This is a genomic window from Clostridium sp. AM27-28 (assembly GCF_003480955.1).
GTDB lineage: Bacteria > Bacillota > Clostridia > Lachnospirales > Lachnospiraceae > Otoolea > Otoolea fessa.
In genome coordinates, this window is sequence record NZ_QUJT01000001.1 from 358,412 (window position 1) to 382,290 (window position 23,879).

Sequence of the window (23,879 nt, forward strand, 5' to 3'; positions counted from 1 at the left end):
GGAATTGAGTAAAATGAGCAGAAAAGTTCTCAGAACAGGAAATAGAACATGAAAATATATGAAACGAAGGTGGAGGCAGGCACGAAGCAGTGGCTGGAAATTCCGGTGGATGAGGAATGCAGCCTGAAAGCGGCGGCTTTTTGTGGTTCAAGACCGGGAAAACGGTTGATTGTTACAGCGGGGGTACATGGCTGTGAGTACATAGGAATTCTGGCAGTTTCCCGTCTGATTCAGGAACTGGATCCGAGGCAGATGGAGGGAGAGGCGGTATTTCTTCCGATTGCCAATGAAGGTGGATTTTATAAGGAAATCAAGCAGCTGGTACCGGAGGATGGTATCAATTTAAATCGGGCATTTCCGGGAACGGAGATGGGAAGCCGGTCAGCGAAGATAGCAGCAGCTGTGGAAACGTATCTGTATCCAGGTGCGGATTTCCTTGTGGATCTCCATAGTGGAGATATTCACGAGATGGTAGTTCCGTTTGCTTTTTTTCCGATTGCAGCAGGCGAGACGGTAGAAAAAGAGGCGGCTGCAGCGGCAAGAGCAATGTCTTTGTCGTGGAGAGTGGCATCAACGGCAAAAAATGGTCTGTACAGCTGGGCAGCGCAGAAAGGAATCCCGGCTCTTCTACTAGAACGGGGCGGACTGGGGCGTTGGACAGAAAGGGAAGTGGATGCATATCGGATAAATCTGTATGAACTGTTGGTTCACCTGGATATTTTGCCAGAAAGTATTCTGGAATCAGTCAAAGGAATGAATTTAAAAGATTCAGAAAGCTCCCCGGAATCAGAGGTGCTTCCGTCCGGGAAAATAGAGCAAAAGGAGATTCGGACCATGCGCTATCTGGAGGCACCGGGAAATGGATTCTGGTATCCGGCTATCCGGGAAGGAAGCTGCCTGAAAAAAGGAGATTTACTGGGAGAAATCCGGCGGCTTGACGGCAGCCTGATGTATCGTTATGAATCAGAGCTTGACGGTATGGTCTTTTACTATACCTTGTCACTGGGGGTAAGTGAGGGAGAACCGCTGGTAGCATATGGCGAATGCTAAGAAAAAAGCATCTTTGGATGAAAGGATCCAAAGGTGCTTTTTGCATAGGAAAAGACGGTCAATAAAAAAATATCTGTCAAAAAAAGGGGATTATATGGTATGATAAATAGCAGAAAATAGATTTTTGAGGATAAATATAGAAATAGAGGAATATATATGAGACGAATTAAGCTAGTGGTTTCCTATGACGGAACCGCCTACTGCGGGTGGCAGCTTCAACCCAACGGAGTGACCATTGAGGAGGTGCTGAACCAGGCGCTTTCTTCTCTTTTAAAAGAGGATATTCAGGTCATCGGGGCGAGCCGGACGGATTCGGGTGTCCATGCGATGGGAAATGTGGCAGTTTTCGATACCGAGAGCCGGATTCCGGGGGATAAGATCTGCTTTGCACTCAACCAGCGCCTGCCGGACGATGTGCGGATCCAGGCGTCGGAGGAGGTGCCGCTTACCTTCCATCCACGCAAGGCAAACTGCGTGAAAACCTATGAATACAAGATTTTGAACCGCAAGATCGATATGCCGCTGCAGCGCTTATACAGTCATTTCTGCTATTTCAATCTGGATTTAGAGAAAATGCAGAAGGCGGCATCCTATCTCATCGGCGAGCACGATTTCAAGAGTTTCTGTACGGTGCGGACCCAGGCGGAGGAGACAGTGCGGACGATCTACAGCCTGACCGTGACGAAGGCGGACGACCTGATTACGATCCGCATCAGCGGCAGCGGTTTCCTCTACAATATGGTCCGCATCATCGCCGGGACGCTGGTTAAGATCGGTATGGGCGTTTACCCGCCGGAGAAGATGGAGGAGATTCTGGAGGAGAAAAACCGGGCGGCAGCAGGTCCTACGATCCCGGCGCGCGGGCTGACGCTCGTAAGTCTGGAGTACGAAAAAGAGCTGGCACCGTACCTGGAGGGCGAAAATAAGCACTGGCACTATGTGCTGGATCAGAGAAATGTCCCGGAGAAAGGGCTTGCCTACCTCACGATCGAGCGCTGTGAGCCGGAAGAGCTTGACGGTGTGCTCCGTCGCGTGATCCATCAGGCATACCGAAATGGTGCGAAACAGGTATTTGTGCGGGATACGTTTGGAGAAGAGGGGAGCATCTACGGATATTACCGGCTGAGACGGCAGCCGGAGGCGGAAGAAGGCTGGCTGGAAGCCATCTACGAGGGTGAACATCAGTAAGTATGAGTAGAACATTTGATTATCTGGTCTGTTTCAGCGTCTATTCGCTGATTATCCTGATCATAGGAAAATCATCGTTCGGTGAGAGCGATTCGATTGGAAAATTTTTTATCGGAGAACGGAAATGCGGGTTCTGGCGGCTGTTTTGCACCTTCGTCGGAACCTGGGTGTCCGCTGCGACCATTCTGGGATATACGGGCAATGTTTTTGAAAATGGAACCTCAGTGATCGCCGTGACAGTTATCCCGTGGTTCATCGGCGCGGGGCTCTTGTATCTTATCAGCGGGCGTATCTATGACTGCGACCTGCTCACGATCCCGCAGTTCATCGGGGATCGCTACCATTCCCGCCTTCTGCGGACCTGCTGTGCCCTGCTGCTCTCGAGCGGTTACGTTTTTTATCTGGTGATCCAGATCAAGGGATTTGGAATCGCGGCGGCGACGCTCTTAAATATTGATTATAAAGTTGCAATTTTTCTGGTTTATCTGTTTATTCTGTATTCTACCTTTGGAGGATTCAATTCGGTTACCAAGACGGACGGCGGCAACCTCATCATGCTCACGATCAGCATAGTGGTTGTTTATTTTGTCGTGGTCGGAGGAATAGAGGGAAGCGGATTTCTGACAAACGCGGAGGTGTTCAGCCGAAATGCGGCAGGCAGCGGGACGGACAGTTTTGGAAATCTGATGAAGGATTACAGCCTTGCCATGTACCTCACGATGTTTTTTGGCTGGGGTATGGGGCTGGCAACGAATCCTCAGTATCTGATCCGGATTGTGGCGGCAAAGAGCCGTGAGACGGCGCGGAAAGTCCTGATCTGTTCGCTGGTGTTCTTGACATTTTTTTATTTCTGCCTGACCCAGATCGGTCTGGGACTTCGGATTCTGTTTCCTTATCTGCACTCTTACTTCGGTTCAGACGATATTTTTGTCTACGCGATTAATTATTTGATCCGCTCGCGGTTCAGCGGATTTTTCCTGATCAGCGTGATCGGCGCGTGCATGTCGACGGCGAATTCGCAGCTGCTTCTGATTGGCTCGATGATGTCCTACGATGTGGTGGCGCAGTATGGAAAATGGAAGAAAACAGAGGACCACATCCTGGGGCTGACGCAGCTCTTTATCTTTCTTGGCGGAACACTGGCGCTTCTGCTCTCCTTAAATCCACCGTCCAACAGCCTGTTTTTCGGCGCGGATATCTGGGGATTGTTTTCAGCAATTCTGACACCGCTTCTCTACGGTACGCTTTATTATAAGCGGGCGACGAGGACGGGCGCATGGGCGGCATTTGTGACAGGGGTAGCCGGGACGGTGCTGCTTCAGCCGCGTGAGCTGCCGGTTTACTGGGGATTTCCGGTGACGCTGTGTTCGACCCTGGTTTTTGTCCTTGTCCCGGTGCTGGAGAGTATATGGAAAAAACGTGCTTGCTAAAGGCGGGCATTTGGAAACATGAAGGTGGCAGACAACAGCGAGAAGGAGGCGAAAACGAGCGATGAATAAATGGCTGAAACGTCTTTCAAATTGGTTTTTACAAATTGAAAATGAGGTCATGGTTCCATTTGTGCTGGTCGGAATCCTGGTAATCGGCAGTTTCAGTATGATTTCCTATTATAATGGCTACACGATGCAGAAAAACAGTGAGCTTGAGCTGGCTGATACGCTGTTTGAGAATGTAAACCGCGATTTGCACTTCCTGGAAAAGCGTCTGCCGGAGGAGGAGATCGCGGAAAAATACCGGAATTTTGAGCGCGGGCGGATCCGGATTCTGAACCGTGACGGTGAGGAGATCACGGTCGGAAGCCGTTGGAAAAATACATCGGTGCTGGCAGTCAGCGAGGGGGAAAATCCATTTGGCTGGCGGCTGGAGTACCGGATAAATGAGAGAATATTCGGGAACCGCATCTTAGAGCAGCAGAGCTATCTGGTAGTTGGCGCGATCGCGGCGCTGATTCTCATCTGCCAGGCAAGTATTTTCATTTCCCACAGTATCACGCGCCCCATCCGCCGGATGAGCCATACCTGTAAAGAAATCGAGGAAAACAAGGGCAGTTATCAGAAATACCGGTTTGAGGCGGTCAGCCGCCACGACGAGATCGGGCAGCTGGCGGTTACCTTTGAGGGACTGCTCAAAAACATGGATAATTACACGAAAATGGAATATACCAGCCGGATGGCAGCGACGCTGGCGCATGAGATCAAGAACCCGATCGCGGGCATCCGCTCCGGGATTCAGCTTTTAAAGGGCAGGGCAGTCAAGGACGGAGATAAGATGCTCTGTGACAGCATGATCCATGAGATCGACCGCGTTACGGCGCTGATCATGAATCTTCTGACTTTGTCAATCCGGCGTGAATCACTGAAAACGGAGGTTTCTGTGACCGGTGTTTTAAAGGAGATCGGAATGATCTATGCGAAAGGACCGGACAGCCGCCGCGCATCGCTTTTGGTGGAGGCAGAAGAGGGACTGAGGGCGAGTCTCAATGAAAATGAGTTCCGTCAGATCATCCACAACCTGATCAGCAACAGCCTGAGGGCGCTGGTACCGGACCGCGAGGGACAGATCAAGCTCATGGCAGCCGCGCAGGAGAAAGAAGTGCTTGTGACGGTGCGGGACAACGGAAAAGGCATGACGGAGGAAGAAGTTTCCAAGGCGCTGGAACCATTTTATACAAAGAGCATCAACGGAACCGGGCTTGGGCTCTCAATCGTGAGCCGCCTGGTGGAGTCAAATGGAGGAACGATGGAGATCGTGAGCAAGCCGGGGGTAGGGACAGACGTGGTTTTAAGATTTCCGGGGAAAATGGTATAGTATGACCATTTAATGAGGTATTTCACGAATTTAGTATTTAAGGTATAATGTTATGAAACAGGGAGGAGGATGCACATGGATCGAATTTTGATTGTGGACGATGAATTTCTGATTCGCTATACACTGGAGGAAGGACTGAAAGACAGGGGATATGACGCCTATTCAGCCGCAACCGTCGAGGAAGGGCTGGAGTTTGTCAGGAAATATCATCCGGGGGTGCTCCTTCTCGACAATCTCCTCGAAAACAGTGTCGGGATGGATGAGATTGTCAATTTCAAAAATGCAGATGAGGAACTGCAGGTCATCATGATGACGGCGTACGGTTCCGTCTCCCAGGCGGTTGAGGCGACGAAGCGCGGCGCATATGATTATATTTTAAAGCCGTTTGATGTGGATGAGATCGATATGCTGATCAAACGGTGTCTGGAGCAGAAGCGCAACCGGGATTCACTCGTCTTCCTGAAAGGCGATGTGCCGCAGTTTTTAGGTGTCAGTGAGGCAGCTGCCCGGATCCGGCACCTTATTCAGGTGCTTGGGGAAAATTTGTCGGTCAATGTACTCCTGCGCGGGGAGACGGGAACGGGCAAGGAAGTTGTGGCGCGGCAGATTCATGCGAACAGCGCCCGCAAGGATAACCTGATGGTACGCATTAACTGCGGTGCGATTCCGGAAAACCTGATGGAGAGCGAGCTCTTTGGCTACGAGCGCGGCGCGTTTGCGGGGGCGCTCAAGACGAAAAAGGGCTTGATTGAGCTGGCGGACGGCGGTACGGTCTTTTTGGACGAGATCGGCGAATTGCCGATGGCGATGCAGACGAAACTTCTGACCTTCCTGGATGACCGGAAATTTAAGCGGATCGGCGCGCTGGAGGACACGGCGGTCGATGTTCGGATCATTGCGGCGACGAACAGAAATCTCGAGGAGGCGATCAAGGCGGGGCAATTCCGGGAGGATCTGTTCTACCGGCTGAATGTCATGCAGATCGAGATTCCGCCGCTTCGTGACCGGCGCGAGGATATCCCGGTGCTCTGTGACTATTACCTTGACTATTATAATAAAGCCTTTGCCCGCAATATTGAAAAAGTGGATCCGGATTTCATGCGGGAGCTGCTCTTGTACGACTGGAAGGGCAATGTCAGGGAGCTTAAAAATATTTTTGAGCGTTGTTTTCTCTTCAGCCAGGGAAATATCCTGGAAAAACACGTGGAGCTGGCGCCGGTCGAGCGGGAGGAAAGGCCGGAGAGCGGGGACTGCATCTATCTGAAAGATCTGAAAAAAGGACCGATCGACCTCGAGCAGGAGGTCGCGGCGCTGGAGAAACGATATATGTCGGAGGCGTTGAAACTTTCCGGCAATAACCTGACGCGGGCGGCGGCGCTGCTCGGTGTCACCCGGTTCTCAATGAAACGGAAGATGGAGCGGGAAGACGGGGAGAAGTAGAAAAAGCAGAAAAACTGTATCAGGAGGAAGGACGAAAACGGTTGTCTGGTAAACCGGGTGCAGGAATGAATGGTAAAAAGGTGCAAAAAATCACATCGTGCAAAAACGCACGCCTAAAACGTGCGTTTTTGCACGATTTTTGCATATAAATTAAATTATTTTAAAAAATATTAAAATTATGATTGAAAAATACATAAAAGTCAGATAAAATATCATTAGAAGCAAAAAAACAAGGGGAACATACAAAAAACATCTCATCTTAAAAATAGTTTCCGATGGTTGTTGAAAACAGACAGAAGAAACGCTAAGCCGCAAAAATGAGATGTGTGAGCTAAGAAAGGGAGGAATGAACCATGTTTTATGTCGATTTAAACAGTGATTTAGGTGAGAGCTTCGGTAACTATACGATTGGTATGGATGAAGAAATTCTTCAGTACGTGTCTTCCGCCAACGTAGCCTGTGGATGGCATGCAGGTGATCCGATGGTTATGGATAAGACCATCGCATTGGCAAAGAAATACGGAACCGCAGTAGGAGCACATCCGGGATTTCCGGATCTGATGGGCTTCGGTCGAAGAAACATGGTGGTAACTCCGGAAGAAGCGAAAGCATATCTGAAATACCAGCTCGGCGCATTGAGCGCATTTACTAAGAGCCAAGGCGTAAAAATCCAGCACGTAAAACCGCACGGTGCATTCTACAACATGGCAGCTGTTGATGAGAAGCTGGCGAGAGCGATGTGTGAAGCAGTCTATGAAGTAGATAAAGATATCATCTTCATGGGTCTGGCAGGATCCCAGATGATCAAGGCGGCTGAGGAGGTTGGTTTACAGGCAGCGAGCGAGGTGTTCGCAGACCGTGCATACAACGATGACGGAACCCTGGTTTCCAGAAAACTTCCGGGAGCAGTCATCAAAGATAAAGACCTGGCAATCAAACGTGTCGTAAGAATGGTAAAAGAAGGAAAAGTTGAGAGCATCAACGGAAACGACATTTCCATCAAGGCAGATTCCATCTGTGTACACGGAGACAACCCAAAAGCGCTGGAGTTCGTAAAGAACATTCGTGAGACCCTGGTAGCCGAGGGAGTGGAGATTAAAAATCTGTTCCGCTAATACATATGTAAGGAGAAGAGAAATATGGGAGAAAAGAAAAAAAGTAATGCGAACACGACAGCCCTGATTGGCGCCGCGTTCCTGATGGCAACGTCCGCGATCGGACCTGGTTTCCTGACGCAGACCGCAACCTTTACCGGTCAGTACGGCTCTATTTTCGCACTGGCAATCATCTGTACCATTCTTCTGGATGTTACAACCCAGTTAAATATCTGGTCCATCATCGGTGTGTCCGGTATGCGTGGACAAGATATCGCAAATAAAGTTGTTCCGGGACTCGGATATTTCATCGCGTTCCTTGTGTCTCTCGGCGGTCTGGTATTCAATATCGGTAACGTCGGCGGCGCCGCAACCGGTTTTAACATCGTATTCGGTTTTCCGCTGAAAGTCGGAACCGTTGTAGCCGGTGTCATCGGTATTCTGATCTTCTTATCCAAGGATGCGAAAAACTTCATGGATAAGCTGACCAAATACTTAGGAAGCATCATGATTGTTACCGTACTTTATGTAGCATTCCGTTCCAAACCTCCGGTTGTTGAGGCAATCGGCAGTGTTGGACATCTGAACGAATTCCCGAACCTGGTATTCCCGATTATTACCTTGCTTGGCGGAAGCTGCGGCGGTTACATCACATTCTCCGGTGCACATCGTCTTCTGGATGCAGGTTTCTCCGGAACCAAGGATCTTCCGCATGTTCGCCGCTCCGTATTAATGGGCATCAGCGTATCGGGAGTTATGAGAATTTTACTGTTCCTCGCAGTTTTAGGCGTTGTTACAGCAACTCCGGAAGTAGTTGGAAGCGAAGCATGGGTAGCAAGCCCGCCAGCAGCAGCTTTTAAGGCAGGCGCAGGCATCATCGGTTACAAGATCTTCGGTCTGGTTATCCTGTTTGCAGCTATCACCTCCATCATCGGTGCAGCGTATACATCCGTATCCTTCTTAAAGACCCTGCATCCGTTCATCATGGAGAATGAGAAATGGTTCGTTATCGGCTTCATCGCTGTATCGACCGTTATCATGACATTACTTGGACAGCCGGCAACTCTTCTGGTTCTGGCAGGTTCCGTAAACGGACTGATTCTTCCGATTACACTGCTTGTCATTCTTCTGGCAAGCCGCAGGAAAGATATCGTCGGTGAAAATTACAAACATCCGACCGTACTCATCGTACTTGGTGTATGCGTTGTTCTTCTGACCGGTTACTCCGGAATCAAGGCTCTGCCGAAGATTCTTACCATCTTTGGTTAATGAATGAAAAAATGCAAAAAATGTGGTAAAATAATAAAAAACGATTAAACGGACAGGCGCCCGGCGGACTGGCTGGATGAGCACGCAGATGGCTGGCTTATGGCAGCAGGTCTGCCGGGCGTTTCCCTGTAACTGGCTTGTTGGGTCGGAAGCAGTTTTTAGGTTTTTCGAAGAAAAGCAGAACAGGCAGGCGGGGGCTTCGTTTATCTGACAGGAGGTATATATGAGCGAGGTAAGATACCTTGTAGCGGGCGACAGCGCTGTGTGCGTTGAGTTTGGCAATGAAATCAGCCCGGAGATCAACAAGAAAATCCGCGCATTCAAGATTGCGGTTGAAAAAAGCGATATACCGGGAATTGTGGAGACGGTTCCGACATACCGCTCCTTATTAGTACATTATCATCCGGAAGTGATCGGATTCAAGGCACTCACAGAAAAATTTGATAAATTGATGGGTTCCTTATCCAGCATTCCGATCCCGCCGCCAACTGTTATCGAAATTCCGGTTCTCTACGGCGGAGAGATGGGTCCGGATATTGAAAATGTTGCGGAGCACAATCACAAGACCGTGGAAGAGGTCATCAAGATTCATACATCTGAAGAATATCTAATCTACATGATTGGATTCATCGCTGGATTCCCATATCTGGGCGGCATGAGCAAAGAGATCGCAACCCCGCGTCTGAAGAGCCCGAGAGTGAAGATTGAGGGCGGCTCCGTTGGTATTGCCGGTGAGCAGACCGGTATCTACCCGGTAGCATCTCCGGGAGGCTGGCAGTTAATTGGACGGACTCCGTTAAAACTCTATGATGCAGACCGCGAGAAACCAGTGCTTCTGGAAGCGGGACAGTATATCAAGTTTGCTGCAGTAACCGAGGAAGAGTATAAAAAGATCGAAAAAGAAGTCGAAGATGGAACCTACAAATACGTTGTGTACGATAAGGAGGTATAAAGATGGGCATTAAGTTTGCAAGCGGCGGATTCCTCACAACCGTACAGGACATGGGACGCACCGGCTATCAGGAGTCCGGTATGTCTGTATCAGGCGTTATGGATCAGCGTTCCGCAGCGATCGCGAATATTTTGGTGGGAAATGATGAAAACGAGGCGGTTCTGGAAGTAACCCTGATGGGACCGATGATGGAATTTACAGAAGACAATATTATCGCAGTAACCGGCGGCAATCTGGTTCCGAAGGTAAATGGAAAAGATCTTCCGATGTATCAGGCAGTTTTAGTACATAAGGGCGATTCCATGAACTTTGCCGGTATGACAAGTGGAAGCCGCGCGTACATTGCAGTGGCAGGCGGGCTGGATATCCCGGTACAGATGGGCAGCAAATCCACTAACTTAAAGCTGAAAGTAGGCGGTTATCAGGGAAGAAAGATCGGCGGCGGAGACGAGATTGGTTTTGCTGCTCCGAAGACGACCCTTCCAAATATGAGAAAGAGAAAAGTGACGCCGGAGGACTTCTCCCAGACTGAGAAAACCATCCGCGTTGTCATGGGACCGCAGGATGACTGCTTTACCGAGAAAGGTGTAGAGACGTTCTTAAGTAGCACATATGCATTTACGAATGAGTCCGACCGTATGGGCTGCCGTCTTGAGGGCGAGGTCATCGAGCATAAAAATGGTGGCGATATTATTACAGACGGTATCGCCTTTGGTGCGATTCAGGTGCCGTCCCACGGACAACCGATTATCATGATGGCGGATCATCAGACCACCGGCGGTTATACGAAGATTGCTGGTGTTATCTCTGTGGATCTTCCGCTGGTTGCACAGTCCAGACCGGGTTATAAAGTACATTTCCAGAAAGTAACGGTTGAGGAAGCACAGAAGCTCTACATTGAGCAGGTGGAAAAACTCAAGGCACTCAAAGAAGAATTGGCAAAAGTACCGGAATCGTGCGGAGAACTCGATGCGGTGATTCAGGTAGCGGTTGGATGTGAATCGAAGAGATACTGGAATCCGATTGGAACCTACCGGGTTGTGATCGATGGAACTGAATATATGGTTGAATTAGAGGAAGAGACTGAAAGATTCAGATAAACCTCAGATGTATTGAAAGATATGGAGGGAACGTATATGGCAGATTATAGCAAAATGACACCACCGGAAGTATGGAAACTGATTCGGACTGGCGAGATTACCCGCCCGACGGCTGGCATGTGTGCCGGATATGCACAGGCAAATTTGGTTATCCTGCCGAAGAAGTACGCGGATGATTTTAAAGAATTTGCAAGAAAGAACCCGAAACCGTGTCCAATCCTGGAAGTCGTAGAGGGCACACCGGATATCCACGATATGGGCGAGGGCGCGAGCATCGTGACGGACATCCCGAAATATTTCATTTACCGAGACGGTGTGAAAGTCGATGAGGTAACAGATGTTTCTTCTTATTGGAAAGAAGATTCGGTTGCATTCCTGATTGGCTGTAGCTTCTCCTTTGAGGAGGCGCTTATGAAAGCCGGCATTGAAGTGCGCCATATCGCGCAGGGCTGCAATGTTTCCATGTACAAGACCAACATCCAGTGTGAGAGCGCCGGCGTGTTCAAGGGACCGATGGTTGTCAGCATGCGTCCCATGACCCCAGAAAACGCACAGAAAGCCAAAGAGATCACAGACCGTTATCCAAACGTACACGGCGGTCCGGTCCAGATCGGCGATCCGGCAGCGATCGGTATTAAGGATATTTCCAAACCAGACTATGGCGATCCAGTCGAGATCCGCGAGGGTGAGATCCCGGTATTCTGGGCTTGCGGCGTTACCCCTCAGGCAGCGATTGAAAATGCAAAACTTCCGTTAGTCATTACCCATGCACCGGGACATATGTTCATTACCAATGTCCTGAATACGGAGCTGAATGATTATCTGGAAGCGAAGAAGCAGAAATAGGCAGAATCGGTTCTGCCATTGCAGGAACGGTTTTATCGAAAAATAAGGTTTGACGGAGATTTCCCAGTCTCCTTCAAATAAATTCTCTTGAGAAAAGAGAAAAAGTTCATTACCAACCTAAAAAGCGGCGAAAAGGGAAGATGGAATCTGAGAGGAGGAAGTCTTCCTTTTTCATGTGTATCCCATGCGTATATCAGATGCATGGAATGAAACGAACTTATCTTGTAAATCCGGGGAAAAAACCTTGTATTTTCAAGGAAAAACCGCTTGACACGTCCGGAAGCGTGTAATATAATAAGTCAGTATGACATGAGTCAGGAAGATGTCGGCACCAAAGCCCCGGAGCAGGCATTTCATGATATAGTTAATCTCAATTATATGAAGTAAAACAGGAGGTCAACCAATGAAGAGTTTTATGGCTAGTCCAGCAACAATCGAAAGAAAATGGTATGTAGTTGACGCTACAGGATATACATTAGGTCGTCTTGCATCTGAGGTAGCAAAGGTATTAAGAGGCAAGAACAAACCGATCTTCACACCGCACATGGATTGCGGCGATTATGTAATCGTAGTAAACGCAGAGAAGATCAAAGTAACCGGTAAGAAGATGGATCAGAAAATCTACTACAATCACTCTGATTATGTAGGTGGCATGAGAGAGACGACCCTTCGTGAAATGATGGCTAAGAAGCCGGAGAAGGTTATCGAGTTAGCAGTTAAAGGTATGCTTCCAAAGGGACCTTTAGGAAGAAGCATGATTACAAAACTTCATGTATACGCAGGTCCGGAGCACGAGCAGGCAGCTCAGAAGCCGGAAGTTTTAGAAATCAAGTTTTAATTAAAGGCACTGGAAGGAGGAAACTATAATGGCTAACAAATTTTACGGAACAGGCAGAAGAAAAAAATCTATCGCTAGAGTATACCTTGTACCGGGAACCGGCAAGATTACTATCAATAAAAGAGACATCGACGAGTACTTTGGTCTTGAGACCCTGAAAGTGGTTGTTCGTCAGCCGCTCGTAGCAACCGAGACAGTTGATAAGTTCGATGTACTTGTAAATGTACGTGGCGGCGGCTTCACAGGTCAGGCTGGCGCTGTAAGACACGGCATCTCCCGTGCACTTCTTCAGGCAGACGCTGATTACCGTCCGGTACTGAAGAAAGCAGGCTTCTTAACTCGTGACCCGAGAATGAAAGAGCGTAAGAAGTACGGTCTCAAAGCAGCTCGTCGCGCTCCGCAGTTCAGCAAGCGATAATCTACAGCTTAATAATGCTAAAAAAGCCCGGAAATACGCCATTTTCCGGGCTTTTTCTATGCCTGAAATCATCTGATTCCGATGGTGAAATTTGAGGAAATTTGACTTCAAATTAACCCATTTTGATGGGTTTACCATGGGTTTACGGCCTATTTTTGAGCCTAATGGGTGGGAAAATGGGTTTACAGAAGGCCATTTTGGAGGGGAAATTAGCCCCATATCCTTGACAGATTTTCGGCAAACATCTGGCTGAAACGGAATGAAAAACAGTGTCAGGTTCGTTTGGCGAGTTCTGACGAATTCTGCAAAAAAATAATATCAGGTATCCTGTTACATAGAGCCTTGGCTCATTCTTTGAAAACGAGAATGGGTCGAGGCTCTATTTTTTTCGCCCGAAATCCGGCGAGACAAATTTGAGCAGGAGGTAACAGGTATGACGGATTTTAATCAGAAGACCCATGACACCGATGTGGGCAGTCATGGCGGACAGTCGAGGCAGATGATGGAGGTGTTTGAGAACCAGGAGTTTGGTTCGATCCGGTTGTTACAGGAGGCAGGCAAGACCTTCTTCTGTGCAAGCGACGTGGCGAAAGCGTTGGGATATGTGAATCCCTACGCCGCAGTGAAACGCCATTGTAGAGGCCCCCTAATGAAACGCGAGGTGGTCGTTCAGAAGGTGAATCAGTATGGAGATGCTGGAGAGCAGGTCGTTGAAATCTCCTTTATCACGGAAGGTGATGTTTACCGGCTGATCGTTCACAGCAAGCTGCCATCGGCAGAACGGTTTGAACACTGGGTGTTTGATGAAGTTCTCCCGTCCATCCGAAAGCATGGTGTGTATATGAGCGATTCTATTTTGGATCAGGTGATTTAGCATCCGGAGGTCATCTACACTCTGGCGCAGGAGCTTGTAGCCGAGAGAGAGCAGCTTGAGGGTATCCGCAAACAGCTGGATGCGGCGCAGCCCAAGGCAAACTACTTCGACACCTTTGTAAATTCTGAGGATTGCACCTGTATCCGGAATTTCTGTAAGGAAATCGGAATCCCGGAGAAGACGGCAGTAGCTCTCTTACTGGATCATCGCTATCTGTACCGCAGTCCAAGCGGCTGGCTGATGCCTTTTGCAGACAAATCTGCAAGGGGCTATTTTATTGTCCGGGATTGCTACGGCAGAAGCGGAAAACTGGTGCAGCAGACGAGAGTGACCTGCAAGGGAAAGAATCATCTCTTCAAGTTGTTTAAGAAATGGGGTGTGATCGAATGACGCTTTTTACAGAGGGACGCCTTCAGGCGTTTGAACGCATGATGCAGGATACCGGCAAATACCATCGACGGGAGGACAGCGAAGATCGTCCGCGCAAATGTCCGAAGAAAAAAACGGAGCCTGCGAAAAAGGATGGTGAGCACCATGCCGGTATTCAGGGTTGAGAAAAACAGCAATTACACAACGATGTGCAATTACCACTTGCGGGATCAGGGTCTCAGCCTGAAAGGAAAAGGACTTCTCTCTATGCTGCTTAGTTTACCGGACACATGGAACTATTCGGTACGGGGATTATCTTCGATTACACCGGATGGCGTAGATGGGGTGCTTACAGCTCTGAAAGAACTGGAACGTCTTGGATATCTGGAAAGGAACCAGCAGCGTGAGAGTAACGGTCGGATGGGCAGAGCGGAGTATGTGATCTATGAGATGCCAAGGAAAAAGCCGTGTACGGAAAAGCCGTATACGGTAAATCCGGATACGGACACACCGGTTACGGAAAATCCCGCGCAATTAAGTACTAATAGAACAAGTACTGAAACAATCAATAAAAGAGAGAAGAAGGAAATCCAGCACCGGTATGGCTCATACGAAAATGTCCTTCTCTCTGACACGGAATACGGCAAGCTCCGGCAGGAGTTCCCAGGAGATTATCAGATGCGGGTGGAACGGCTCTCTGAGTATCCGCTTTGAGCTTTCTTTTATGAATATGGCTACGGATGCCTCGAATTTTGAGAAGATGGTGCGCATCCCGTACCAGAAGGATCATTTCAATCCGGTGCGCACGGAGTACAGCACCATGCTGCGCCGCCAGCTTGCCCAGGGCAACAACGGCCTGACCAAGACGAAGTACCTGACGTTTGGCATTGAAGCAGAATCCATGAAACAGGCAAAGCCGAGGCTCAATCACATTGAGATCGACCTGATGAACAACTTCAAACGCTTGGGTGTCCGGGCAAAATTGCTGAACGGTAAGGAACGGCTTCATCTGATGCACGATATGTTCCACATGGGTGACCATGACCGATTCAATTTCGATTGGAAGTGGCTGCCGGAGAGCGGGCTGTCGGTAAAGGACTTTATTGCCCCGACCGGGTTTGCCTTTCCGAAGAACCGTGTTTTTCAGATGGGTGGGATGTATGGTTCCATGTCCTATCTCCAGATTACGGCTTCCGACCTGTCGGATCAGCTGCTGAAGGACTTTCTGGATATGGAATCCAGCCAGATTGTGACCATGCACATTCAGTCGGTAGACCAGAACAAAGCAATCAAATCCATCAAGCACACCATTACGGAGCTGGATCGTTCCAAGATTGAGGAACAGAAGAAAGCTGTCCGTTCCGGATACGATATGGACATCATTCCGTCAGATTTGGCAACTTACGGCAGGGACGCAAAGGCACTGCTGAAGGAATTGCAGAGCCAGAATGAGCGTATGTTCCTGCTGACCTTTCTGGTGATGAATACCGGCGAGACGGAGCAGGAGCTGGAAACCAATGTGTTTCAAGCTTCCAGTATCGCGCAGAAGTACAACTGCAACCTGCGCCGTCTGGACTTTTCTGGGTACTCCCGGTTCCGGTAAATCCTTCTCTGCCAAGCGAGAAATCGCCAATGCGTTTCTGGTGACGGATGACGATGTAATTGTGTGCGATCCGGAAGCCGAGTACACGGCACTGGTGAAGAAATTTGAGGGGCAGGTCATTAAAATCAGCCCTTCCAGCGCGCAGTATATCAACCCGATGGACATCAATGCGAACTATTCGGAAGAGGATACCCTGCGAAGTTCTGTCAAATGTAGATAATCTGACAATACGAACATGGCTCACACGTAGTCTTCGACACCGAATATCAGCCAGCACACATATGAGGACGGAAAATGTAGCAGCTTTTGAAAAATTGCTTTTTCTGCTCAAAGTGCTATAATTGGAATATACCGAATACAAAGGGAGGAAAGCTCCCATGCCAAGACCGCCACGGTGCCGTCGAATTTGTGGCGTACCACAGGTCGATACATTCTGTCCTAACGGGTGCGAGAATACCGAGCCGATCCTGCTGACGCTGGACGAATACGAGGTCATTCGGCTGGTTGACTTGGAGCAGCAAACCCACGAGCAGTGTGCCGCTCAAATGGAGATTTCCCGCTCTACCGTGCAGGAGATTTACGAAAGCGCACGGAGCAAGATCGTAGCGTGTCTTGTCCACGGGAAACCGCTGCACATCACCGGGGGAAACTACCGCATCTGCGGAGGACAGGAGGCAGCTCACTGCGGCCGTTGCTGCCGGATGCAGAGAGCCAACATGGAAAAATCAGGCAAAACTTGCAAAGGAGATTCCATTATGAAAATTGCAGTTACCTATGACAACGGTCAGATCTTTCAGCATTTCGGTCACACCGAGCAGTTCAAGCTTTATGAATCTGTGGACGGCAAAATCGTCCATGCGGAAGTCGTTGATACCAACGGCAGCGGTCACGGCGCACTGGCAGGATTCCTGATGCAGAACGGCGTGGACACTTTGATTTGCGGAGGCATCGGCGGCGGTGCGCAGGCAGCACTCGCCGAAGCGGGCATCAAGCTCTACGGCGATGTCAGCGGGGACGCTGACGCGGCGGTGAGCGCATTGCTCAACGGAAGTTTGGGCTACGATCCCAATGTTCACTGTGACCACCATGACCATGAACACGGCGAGGCTGGTCACTCCTACGGTGACCACGGCTGCGGCAAGCATAGCTGCCATTGATATGGAACGCACACTGACACAACTTCCGTTCTGGTCATCCTTGACCGAACGCGAAATGGACACACTACGCCGAAGTGCCTTTGTCCGTCATTATAAAAAGGGTGCGTTCGTTCACAGCAGCGACAATGAATGTCTCGGAATGCTGTTTATTCTTTCCGGCGAGATCCGCACCTATCTTCTCTCTGATGAGGGGCGGGAGGTAACGCTGTTCCGCCTGTATCCGGGCGAACTATGCGTGCTTTCCGCCTCCTGCGTGATCAGTCAGATCACCTTTGATACACAAATGACTGCCGGAATGGATACGGACATTCTGATTATCTCTACAAATGTCATTGCTGCACTCAAGGAGAAAAATCTCCATGTCCGCTGTTTTCTCTATGAACTGGCAACGAAACGGTTTTCTGATGTGATGTGGGCGATGCAGCAGATTATGTTCAAGGGATTGGATCAGCGGCTGGCAGAATTTCTCTTTGCCGAAGCGGAACGTACCGGCTCCGACACGATACGCATGACCCATGAGCAGATCGCCCAGCACATCAGCTCGGCACGGGAGGCAGTGGCACGGATGCTCAAAAGCTTCTCGGAGGACGGGCTGGTGGAGCTGAAGCGTGGTGCAATCACGCTGCGGGATAAGAACAGACTAAATCGTCTAAAATAAAAAGAAATGTGACTTCGTTACAGAAGAAAATCATAGATTTGCTACAATAAAAGCAGAAAAACAGGAAGGAGTATCCGCCATGAAAGAAACGAAATACGCAGGAACTCAAACCGAAAAAAACCTGATGGCTGCCTTTGCCGGTGAGTCCGAGGCGCGCAACAAATACACCTATTTTGCATCCAAGGCCAAGAAGGAAGGCTACGAGCAGATCGCGGCGCTGTTCCTCAAAACCGCTGATAATGAGAAGGAACACGCCAAGCTGTGGTTCAAAGAGCTGAACGGCATTGGCGACACCGCCGAAAACCTTCTCTCCGCCGCTGAGGGCGAGAACTACGAGTGGACGGATATGTACGACGGCTTTGCCAAAACCGCCGACGAGGAGGGTTTCCATGAGCTGGCCCAGCGTTTCCGCCTGGTAGCCGCCATTGAAAAGCATCATGAGGAGCGCTACCGTGCCCTGCTGCACAATGTGGAGATGGCGGAGGTCTTCGCCAAGAGTGAGGTCAAGGTATGGGAGTGCCGCAACTGCGGGCATATCGTGATCGGTGAGAAAGCACCGGAGGTCTGCCCGACCTGCAACCATCCCCAGAGCTACTTTGAAATTCACGCAGAAAACTATTAAAGAGAAAAGGAGAACGAATCATGGAGCAGAAGTTTTACATTTGCAAGCATTGCGGCAACATCATTGCCAAGGTCAAGGACACGGGCGTTCCCGTCATCTGTTGCGGTGAGCCGATGAGCGAGATCATCCCCGGTACCACCGACGCCGCCGTGGAGAAGCACGTCCCTGTCTGGACTGTGGAAAACGGCATCGTTCATGTCAAGGTCGGCTCCGTAGAGCATCCCATGCTGCCGGAGCACTACATCGAGTGGGTGTCCCTCCACACCAATCAGGGCAACCAGCGCAAGGAACTGCACCCGGGCGAGAAGCCGGAGGTTTGCTTTGCGCTCTGCGAGGGCGACGAAGTCGAGGCGGTCTACGCCTACTGCAACCTCCACAGTCTGTGGAAAGCGTGATCGTTCCGCGCATGGTATCTTAGAACCAACATAGAGAACTGAATGTCATGTATTGCAGGCAGGAGGCAAACAAGTCATGAAAGCACATAAATATTGGTCAATCGGAGCGGTAATTACCATGTTTGGAACTTTTTGCACTGGATATAAAGGCTCAAAAACAACGCATAAGTACCTTGCGCTTAGTTCCTTGATCTGCATGGTTATGGCAGTATATACGGGTCATAAAATGATTTCAGGGAATAAGAAAACAAAGAGAGTAAAACAAGCGGAAGCTGTGGATATTCTTTGAGTAAGATAGGAATCGTTATTGTTTCTGATGACGATAAAGTCGGGCTAATGTTGTGTGCGAAATAAAAAACAAGAAAGAAGAATTTCATTATGAAATATGTATGCGATGTGTGTGGTTGGGAATACGACGAAGAAAATGGCTATCCGGAAGGCGGCATTGCACCGGGTACAAAATGGGAAGATATTCCGGATGATTTTGAATGCCCCTTATGTTTTGTTGGCAAAGACCAGTTTTCTGTGGCTGAGTAAGGAAGCACAACAAAACCTATAAACAAAGAGCCGTGAAGCAGTATGTAAGATACCGCTTCACGGCTCTTTCTCACTTATATAAAAATTTGCCGTAACGTAACCTCGTCACAGAAAAATGCTTTGTACTGCGGTATGATAAAGCCACAATCAATCAACAAGAAAGAGGTGGCGAACATGAAAATCAAGCTCAATTCCGATCAGGAGATTGTCAGCACCATCAGAGAAGGACTCAAGCGCACCGGCGGGTACTGCCCCTGCCGCAGGGAGAGCACAGAGGCGACCAAATGTATGTGCCAGGAGTTTAAGGATCAAATTGCAGATCCGGGCTTCGAGGGATTCTGCCACTGTATGCTCTATTACAAATCCTTGCAGGATTAAGGGAGGAACGCTATGCTGTCAAAGAAACTGGCCGCCATAGATAAGACGCGGTGCGTCGCCTGCGGCGTGTGTGAAAATACCTGTCCACTGGGGGCCGTCAAGGTGCGCCGCGGCTGCTACGCCGCTGTGGAGGCGGAACGATGCGTAGGCTGCGGCAAGTGCGCAAAGCTCTGTCCCGTCGGCTGCATTGAGGTGAAAGTGAGGGCTGACGCATGAAAGTAAAGCATTGGTACGATTACCTGTGGGTATATGCAATCATCTATTTTGCACTGGGCTTTTTCAATATCCTGTTCGCGTGGCTGGGCATGATCGATTTTCTTCTGCCGCTGTTCTTAGCCATCTTTGGTGGGAACAAATACTTTTGCAACCACCTCTGCGGACGGGGTCAACTGTTCAGCAAGCTGGGGACAGACCTTAAATGCTCCCGCTGCAAGCCCACGCCCCGCTGGATGTCCTCCAAGTGGTTCCGTTATGGCTTTTTGATCTTTTTCCTGACGATGTTCGGCAACATGGTGTTTCAGACATATCTGGTCGCTGCGGGTACTTCGTCCCTGCGGGAGGCCATTAAGCTGTTCTGGACCTTCCGTGTGCCGTGGGGCTGGGCCTACACTGCCGGAACGGTGACAGACTGGGTAGCCCAATTCAGCTTCGGCTTTTACAGCCTCATGCTGACCTCGCTGCTCATCGGCCTCATCGTCATGGTGCTCTACAAGCCCCGTACATGGTGTGCCTTCTGCCCCATGGGAACCATGACGCAGGGGATTTGCAAGCTGAAAAACAAAGAATAAACAAAGATAACAGAAAGGAGCCTTACTCATGGCTGAACTGAAAATTACTGCTGCGAATTTTGAAAATGAGGTACTGCGTTCCGACAAGCCCATTTTGCTGGACTTCTACGCCGACTGGTGCGGACCGTGCAAAATGCTCTCTCCCATACTGCATGAGCTTGCCGAAGAAAAAAGCGGCGCGCTCAAGGTGGGAAAGGTCAATGTGGACGAGCAGATGGAGCTGGCAATGCGTTTTCAGGTGTCCAGTATCCCGATGCTGGTCGTATTCAAGGATGGAAAGGCCGTTGCCAAATCGGTGGGCTATCGGCCTAAGTCGGAGATTGCCGCAATGGTGGAGGGCGCAAGATGAAAGTTGTAATCGTAGGCGGTGTGGCGGGCGGTGCTTCTGCCGCCGCCCGCATCCGCCGTTTGGATGAACACGCGCAGATCATCATGATCGAGCGCAGCGGCTATGTGTCCTATGCCAACTGCGGTCTGCCGTATTATGTGGGCGGTGTGATCAAGGAGCAGGAAGAATTGACGCTGCAAACTCCGGAGAGCTTTTGGGATCGCTTTCGCATTGATGTGCGAGTACGGCAGGAAGTAACTGCGATCAATCCCGCAGAGAAAACCGTCACCGTCCACGCACTGGACAGCGGGAAGGTCTACACGGAAACCTATGACAAACTGCTTCTTGCCCCCGGCGCAAAGCCGACGATTCCTGCGCTTTCCGGTGTGGACAGCGAGCGGGTCTTTACCCTGCGCACCGTGGAAGACACCCTCCGCATTCGACGCTTTGTAGAGGATCAGAAGCCGAAAACCGCTGTTTTGGCTGGCGGCGGCTTTATCGGTCTGGAAATGGCGGAAAACCTTGTGGAGATGGGCGTTTCGGTTACCATCGTCCAGCGTCTGAAGCAGCTATTAGCGCCGCTGGATGCGGATATGGCCAGCTTTGTCCATGCGGAAATGCGCAGACACGGTGTGGCTCTGCGGTTGGATGAAACCGTCACCGGATTCCGACAGGACGGAGATTCCGTGCTGACGCTGCTGGAGGAAAGTGAGCCGCTGCGCTCCGACATGGTGCTGCTGGCCATCGGCGTCACGCCGGACACCCATCTGGCAAAAGAGGCCGGACTTGAGCTGGGCATCCGGGGCAGCATCGCTGTCAACGAGCGGATGGAAACCTCCGTGCCGGATATCTACGCTGTGGGCGATGCCGTAGAGGTCACCCATTTCGTGACCGGCCAAAAAGCATTGATCTCGCTGGCGGGGCCTGCCAACAAGCAGGGACGCATTGCCGCTGACAATATCTGCGGCGGAAACAGCCGCTTTCACGGCTCTCAGGGCTCGTCTGTTCTGAAACTGTTTGGCTTGACAGCGGCCTCCACGGGGATCAATGAGAAGGCAGCGCAGGCAGCAGGGATCGCTTACGACAAAGTCGTATTATTCCCGGCATCCCACGCTATCTATTATCCCGGCGCACAGTCTATGGCAATGAAGGTGATGTATGAAAAAGAAAGCCTGCGGCTGCTGGGTGCGCAGATCGTTGGCGGCGAGGGCGTGGACAAGCGCATTGATGTACTGGCAACGGCCATTCGCGCAAAAATGACAGCCTTGGAACTGACGGAGCTTGACCTTTCCTATGCGCCGCCCTATTCCTCTGCCAAAGACCCGGTCAATATGGCCGGTTTTATGATCGAGGATTTGGAGAGCGGGAAGGTACGGCAGTTCCATTGGAATGAGGTTGAGGACTTGCCTTGCGATGGCAATGCGACACTGCTGGATGTCCGTACAGAAGGCGAATATCGGCGTGGGCACTTGAATGGATTCCGCAATATTCCACTGGACGATCTGCGGGAGCATTTGGACGAGTTAGACCGGGGTAAGCCTGTTTATGTGAATTGCCAGACAGGGCTTCGCAGTTATCTGGCCTGCCGACTTTTGACGCAGTACGGTTTCACCTGTTCCCATCTCTCCGGCGGATACAGTTTTTATCAGGTCGTAATACAAGAGCGGCAGACAGCGCGGAGCGCCTATCCCTGCGGAATGGAGAAGCTATGAGTGAGAATTTATTTGGCTTGACGGTTGCGGCAGATAAAGGCTTAGATGATTTGCAGTGCCAGCGCCTTTTAAGCGAAAATCGCAGGTATCAGGAAGTCATGCTGCAATACCGATGTGCGCTGAAAGCACTGGAAAGCAGGTTGGAAATTCTAAACGAAGAGTTTTCATTGCAGCATGATCGCAATCCGATAGAAAGTATAAAAAGCCGCTTGAAGTCGCCGTCCAGCATTATGAATAAGATGCAGAAACGCGGACTTCCTCTGGATTTTCCGACCATGCAGACAAATATCATGGATATTGCCGGTGTGCGGGTGATCTGCTCTTTCGAGGAGGATGTGTTCTTTTTGGCAAAGTGCTTAAAAAAATAGTCTGACATTGAAATCATCACAGAGAAAGATTATATTTCACACCCTAAGCCAAATGGCTATCGCAGTCTGCACCTGACGCTCCGGCTGCCGGTATTCTTTGCGGAAAAAGTGATCCATGTGCCGGTGGAGATACAACTCCGTACAATCGCTATGGACTTCTGGGCAAGTCTTGAGCATACCATCCGCTATAAGAAAAACTTGCCGATAAATGCTGAAGTCGAAACTGAACTGAAAGAGTGCGCCGATTCCAGCAGAGAATGGGACGGTAAGATGGAACATTTACTGCATATCATAACATAATGTGTCGAATATAAAATGAAAAGCACGCACTTTGGTGCTTGCCTTGGACTTGCCAGGGACCGCCTTATCCGCCTTGGGTGGGCGACCCCTGCGAGCCCCAACCAATTTCTCCGCTTTCTGGTTTTCAGGCATAGTCTTTTCTGCTTTCGGCGGACTGCCACGGCACAGCTTTTTCGGCTTCTATATTGTAAGGAACATGGCTTTTCGCTGAATGGAAAGCGAAGCTGACCCGGGCTGGAGCGGTCTGTGTTAAAACGATATATTTTTTTGGAAATTATCTTGATAAAATTTATCAAGATTGATATAATGGCATTAACAAGCAAGCGAAAAGAGGATGTGGAGCATGATCATCACCAAAGAGACGGACTACGCACTGCGCATTTTGCGGGTGCTGCTGGACGGGGAGAAGCATTCGGTGGCCGAGATGTCGGAAACGGAATTGATCCCCAATCAGTTTGCCTACCAGATTCTGCGCAAGCTCTCCGCCGGCAATTTGGTGCGGGTGAGCCGCGGCGCCCTCGGCGGCTGCGCGCTGTCCTGCGATCTGGACGCGACCTCCCTCTACGATCTCATGGGGGTCGTGGGGGAGCGGGGCATCCTGTGCGCCTGCATGGAGCCGGGATATGAATGCCGCTGGCAGGACAAGCATGGGCGGTGCGCCATCCACTGTCAGCTGGCGGCCTTGCAGCAAAAGCAGGACGAGGCGTTCCGTGCCGTGAGCCTGCGCAGGCTGCTGACCGGCGGATCCGATCCCCAAGATACAAGCAAGCTGTAAAATTTTAAGAGG

The 23,879-nt window shown here is 50.1% G+C and carries 28 protein-coding genes and 2 pseudogenes; all 30 read left to right on the forward strand.

All coding sequences use genetic code 11. From position 1 onward, the window contains the following. Positions 1-48 precede the first annotated feature (48 nt). Positions 49-1,050: a succinylglutamate desuccinylase/aspartoacylase family protein gene (locus DW720_RS01760; protein WP_118749186.1), complete on the forward strand. Its 1,002-nt coding sequence runs from the start codon at positions 49-51 to the stop codon at positions 1,048-1,050. A gap of 156 nt (positions 1,051-1,206) precedes the next feature. Beyond that, on the forward strand, positions 1,207-2,238 hold the full coding sequence (gene truA, locus DW720_RS01765) for a tRNA pseudouridine(38-40) synthase TruA (protein ID WP_118749187.1): 1,032 nt from the start codon (positions 1,207-1,209) through the stop codon (positions 2,236-2,238). Between the two features lie 2 nt (positions 2,239-2,240). Then, entirely contained in the window at positions 2,241-3,668 is a 1,428-nt protein-coding gene (locus DW720_RS01770) for a sodium:solute symporter family protein (protein WP_118749188.1), read from the forward strand. A gap of 61 nt (positions 3,669-3,729) precedes the next feature. Further along, a complete protein-coding gene (locus tag DW720_RS01775) occupies positions 3,730-5,046 on the forward strand; it encodes a HAMP domain-containing sensor histidine kinase (RefSeq protein WP_118749189.1) in 1,317 nt (438 codons plus the stop codon). A gap of 75 nt (positions 5,047-5,121) precedes the next feature. Next, positions 5,122-6,486, forward strand: coding sequence for a sigma-54 dependent transcriptional regulator (locus DW720_RS01780; protein WP_118749190.1), 1,365 nt, complete (start codon positions 5,122-5,124; stop codon positions 6,484-6,486). A gap of 353 nt (positions 6,487-6,839) precedes the next feature. Further along, positions 6,840-7,601, forward strand: coding sequence for a 5-oxoprolinase subunit PxpA (locus DW720_RS01785; RefSeq protein ID WP_022358636.1), 762 nt, complete (start codon positions 6,840-6,842; stop codon positions 7,599-7,601). A 24-nt stretch (positions 7,602-7,625) separates the two neighbouring features. Then, complete coding sequence (locus DW720_RS01790) at positions 7,626-8,849, forward strand: NRAMP family divalent metal transporter (protein ID WP_117796818.1); 1,224 nt, start codon at positions 7,626-7,628, stop codon at positions 8,847-8,849. Positions 8,850-9,072: 223 nt separating this feature from the next. Further along, the gene (pxpB, locus tag DW720_RS01795; protein WP_022358506.1) at positions 9,073-9,801 is read left to right on the forward strand and encodes a 5-oxoprolinase subunit PxpB; all 729 of its coding nucleotides are present in this window, start codon (positions 9,073-9,075) and stop codon (positions 9,799-9,801) included. A gap of 2 nt (positions 9,802-9,803) precedes the next feature. Next, positions 9,804-10,901, forward strand: coding sequence for a biotin-dependent carboxyltransferase family protein (locus tag DW720_RS01800; RefSeq protein WP_118522218.1), 1,098 nt, complete (start codon positions 9,804-9,806; stop codon positions 10,899-10,901). A gap of 36 nt (positions 10,902-10,937) precedes the next feature. Next, positions 10,938-11,747 carry a putative hydro-lyase gene (locus DW720_RS01805; protein ID WP_022358508.1) on the forward strand — a complete coding sequence of 270 codons (810 nt, stop codon included), beginning with the start codon at positions 10,938-10,940 and terminating at the stop codon, positions 11,745-11,747. A gap of 403 nt (positions 11,748-12,150) precedes the next feature. Then, a complete protein-coding gene (gene rplM / locus DW720_RS01810) occupies positions 12,151-12,585 on the forward strand; it encodes a 50S ribosomal protein L13 (RefSeq protein WP_107000767.1) in 435 nt (144 codons plus the stop codon). A gap of 28 nt (positions 12,586-12,613) precedes the next feature. Continuing rightward, positions 12,614-13,003 (forward strand): 30S ribosomal protein S9, encoded by a 390-nt coding sequence (gene rpsI / locus DW720_RS01815; protein WP_022358510.1) that lies wholly within the window; start codon positions 12,614-12,616, stop codon positions 13,001-13,003. 433 nt (positions 13,004-13,436) lie between these two features. Further along, positions 13,437-13,877, forward strand: a complete 441-nt coding sequence (locus tag DW720_RS15840; protein WP_243031998.1) for a BRO family protein — start codon at positions 13,437-13,439, stop codon at positions 13,875-13,877. A 75-nt stretch (positions 13,878-13,952) separates the two neighbouring features. Next, the gene (locus tag DW720_RS15845; protein ID WP_243017077.1) at positions 13,953-14,267 is read left to right on the forward strand and encodes a phage antirepressor KilAC domain-containing protein; all 315 of its coding nucleotides are present in this window, start codon (positions 13,953-13,955) and stop codon (positions 14,265-14,267) included. Beyond that, complete coding sequence (locus tag DW720_RS15655; RefSeq protein ID WP_002576412.1) at positions 14,264-14,431, forward strand: hypothetical protein; 168 nt, start codon at positions 14,264-14,266, stop codon at positions 14,429-14,431. Before DW720_RS15845 ends, DW720_RS15655 begins: the two co-directional genes overlap by 4 nt. Before the next feature lie 22 nt (positions 14,432-14,453). Beyond that, positions 14,454-14,960 carry a helix-turn-helix domain-containing protein gene (locus tag DW720_RS01825; RefSeq protein WP_227589453.1) on the forward strand — a complete coding sequence of 169 codons (507 nt, stop codon included), beginning with the start codon at positions 14,454-14,456 and terminating at the stop codon, positions 14,958-14,960. Beyond that, a pseudogene (locus DW720_RS01830) lies at positions 14,947-16,039 on the forward strand (conjugal transfer protein TraE); the annotation flags it as partial. The gene DW720_RS01825 and the pseudogene DW720_RS01830, both read left to right, overlap by 14 nt. A gap of 187 nt (positions 16,040-16,226) precedes the next feature. Then, a complete protein-coding gene (locus DW720_RS01835; RefSeq protein WP_118749191.1) occupies positions 16,227-17,006 on the forward strand; it encodes a DUF134 domain-containing protein in 780 nt (259 codons plus the stop codon). Position 17,007: 1 nt separating this feature from the next. Beyond that, positions 17,008-17,664 (forward strand): Crp/Fnr family transcriptional regulator, encoded by a 657-nt coding sequence (locus DW720_RS01840; protein WP_118749192.1) that lies wholly within the window; start codon positions 17,008-17,010, stop codon positions 17,662-17,664. A 79-nt stretch (positions 17,665-17,743) separates the two neighbouring features. Then, positions 17,744-18,286, forward strand: coding sequence for a rubrerythrin (rbr, locus tag DW720_RS01845; protein ID WP_107000763.1), 543 nt, complete (start codon positions 17,744-17,746; stop codon positions 18,284-18,286). A 20-nt stretch (positions 18,287-18,306) separates the two neighbouring features. Beyond that, positions 18,307-18,681: a desulfoferrodoxin family protein gene (locus tag DW720_RS01850; RefSeq protein WP_107000762.1), complete on the forward strand. Its 375-nt coding sequence runs from the start codon at positions 18,307-18,309 to the stop codon at positions 18,679-18,681. A 76-nt stretch (positions 18,682-18,757) separates the two neighbouring features. Beyond that, positions 18,758-18,970, forward strand: coding sequence for a DUF6219 family protein (locus DW720_RS01855; protein WP_107000761.1), 213 nt, complete (start codon positions 18,758-18,760; stop codon positions 18,968-18,970). An 89-nt stretch (positions 18,971-19,059) separates the two neighbouring features. Continuing rightward, positions 19,060-19,218 (forward strand): rubredoxin, encoded by a 159-nt coding sequence (locus tag DW720_RS01860; protein ID WP_107000760.1) that lies wholly within the window; start codon positions 19,060-19,062, stop codon positions 19,216-19,218. A gap of 132 nt (positions 19,219-19,350) precedes the next feature. Next, on the forward strand, positions 19,351-19,596 hold the full coding sequence (locus DW720_RS01865; protein ID WP_107001011.1) for a ferredoxin-thioredoxin reductase catalytic domain-containing protein: 246 nt from the start codon (positions 19,351-19,353) through the stop codon (positions 19,594-19,596). Between the two features lie 12 nt (positions 19,597-19,608). Beyond that, complete coding sequence (locus DW720_RS01870) at positions 19,609-19,812, forward strand: 4Fe-4S binding protein (RefSeq protein ID WP_005946404.1); 204 nt, start codon at positions 19,609-19,611, stop codon at positions 19,810-19,812. Then, positions 19,809-20,384: a 4Fe-4S binding protein gene (locus tag DW720_RS01875; protein WP_117796821.1), complete on the forward strand. Its 576-nt coding sequence runs from the start codon at positions 19,809-19,811 to the stop codon at positions 20,382-20,384. The genes DW720_RS01870 and DW720_RS01875 overlap by 4 nt, the downstream gene beginning before the upstream one ends. A gap of 28 nt (positions 20,385-20,412) precedes the next feature. Further along, positions 20,413-20,733 carry a thioredoxin gene (trxA, locus tag DW720_RS01880; protein ID WP_107000757.1) on the forward strand — a complete coding sequence of 107 codons (321 nt, stop codon included), beginning with the start codon at positions 20,413-20,415 and terminating at the stop codon, positions 20,731-20,733. After that, positions 20,730-22,424 carry an FAD-dependent oxidoreductase gene (locus DW720_RS01885; RefSeq protein WP_107000756.1) on the forward strand — a complete coding sequence of 565 codons (1,695 nt, stop codon included), beginning with the start codon at positions 20,730-20,732 and terminating at the stop codon, positions 22,422-22,424. Before trxA ends, DW720_RS01885 begins: the two co-directional genes overlap by 4 nt. Positions 22,425-22,522: 98 nt before the next feature. Next, positions 22,523-23,092, forward strand: a pseudogene (locus DW720_RS15850) (GTP pyrophosphokinase family protein). 343 nt (positions 23,093-23,435) lie between these two features. Then, complete coding sequence (locus DW720_RS01895; protein WP_015553424.1) at positions 23,436-23,867, forward strand: Rrf2 family transcriptional regulator; 432 nt, start codon at positions 23,436-23,438, stop codon at positions 23,865-23,867. The last annotated feature ends 12 nt before the right edge of the window (positions 23,868-23,879 follow it).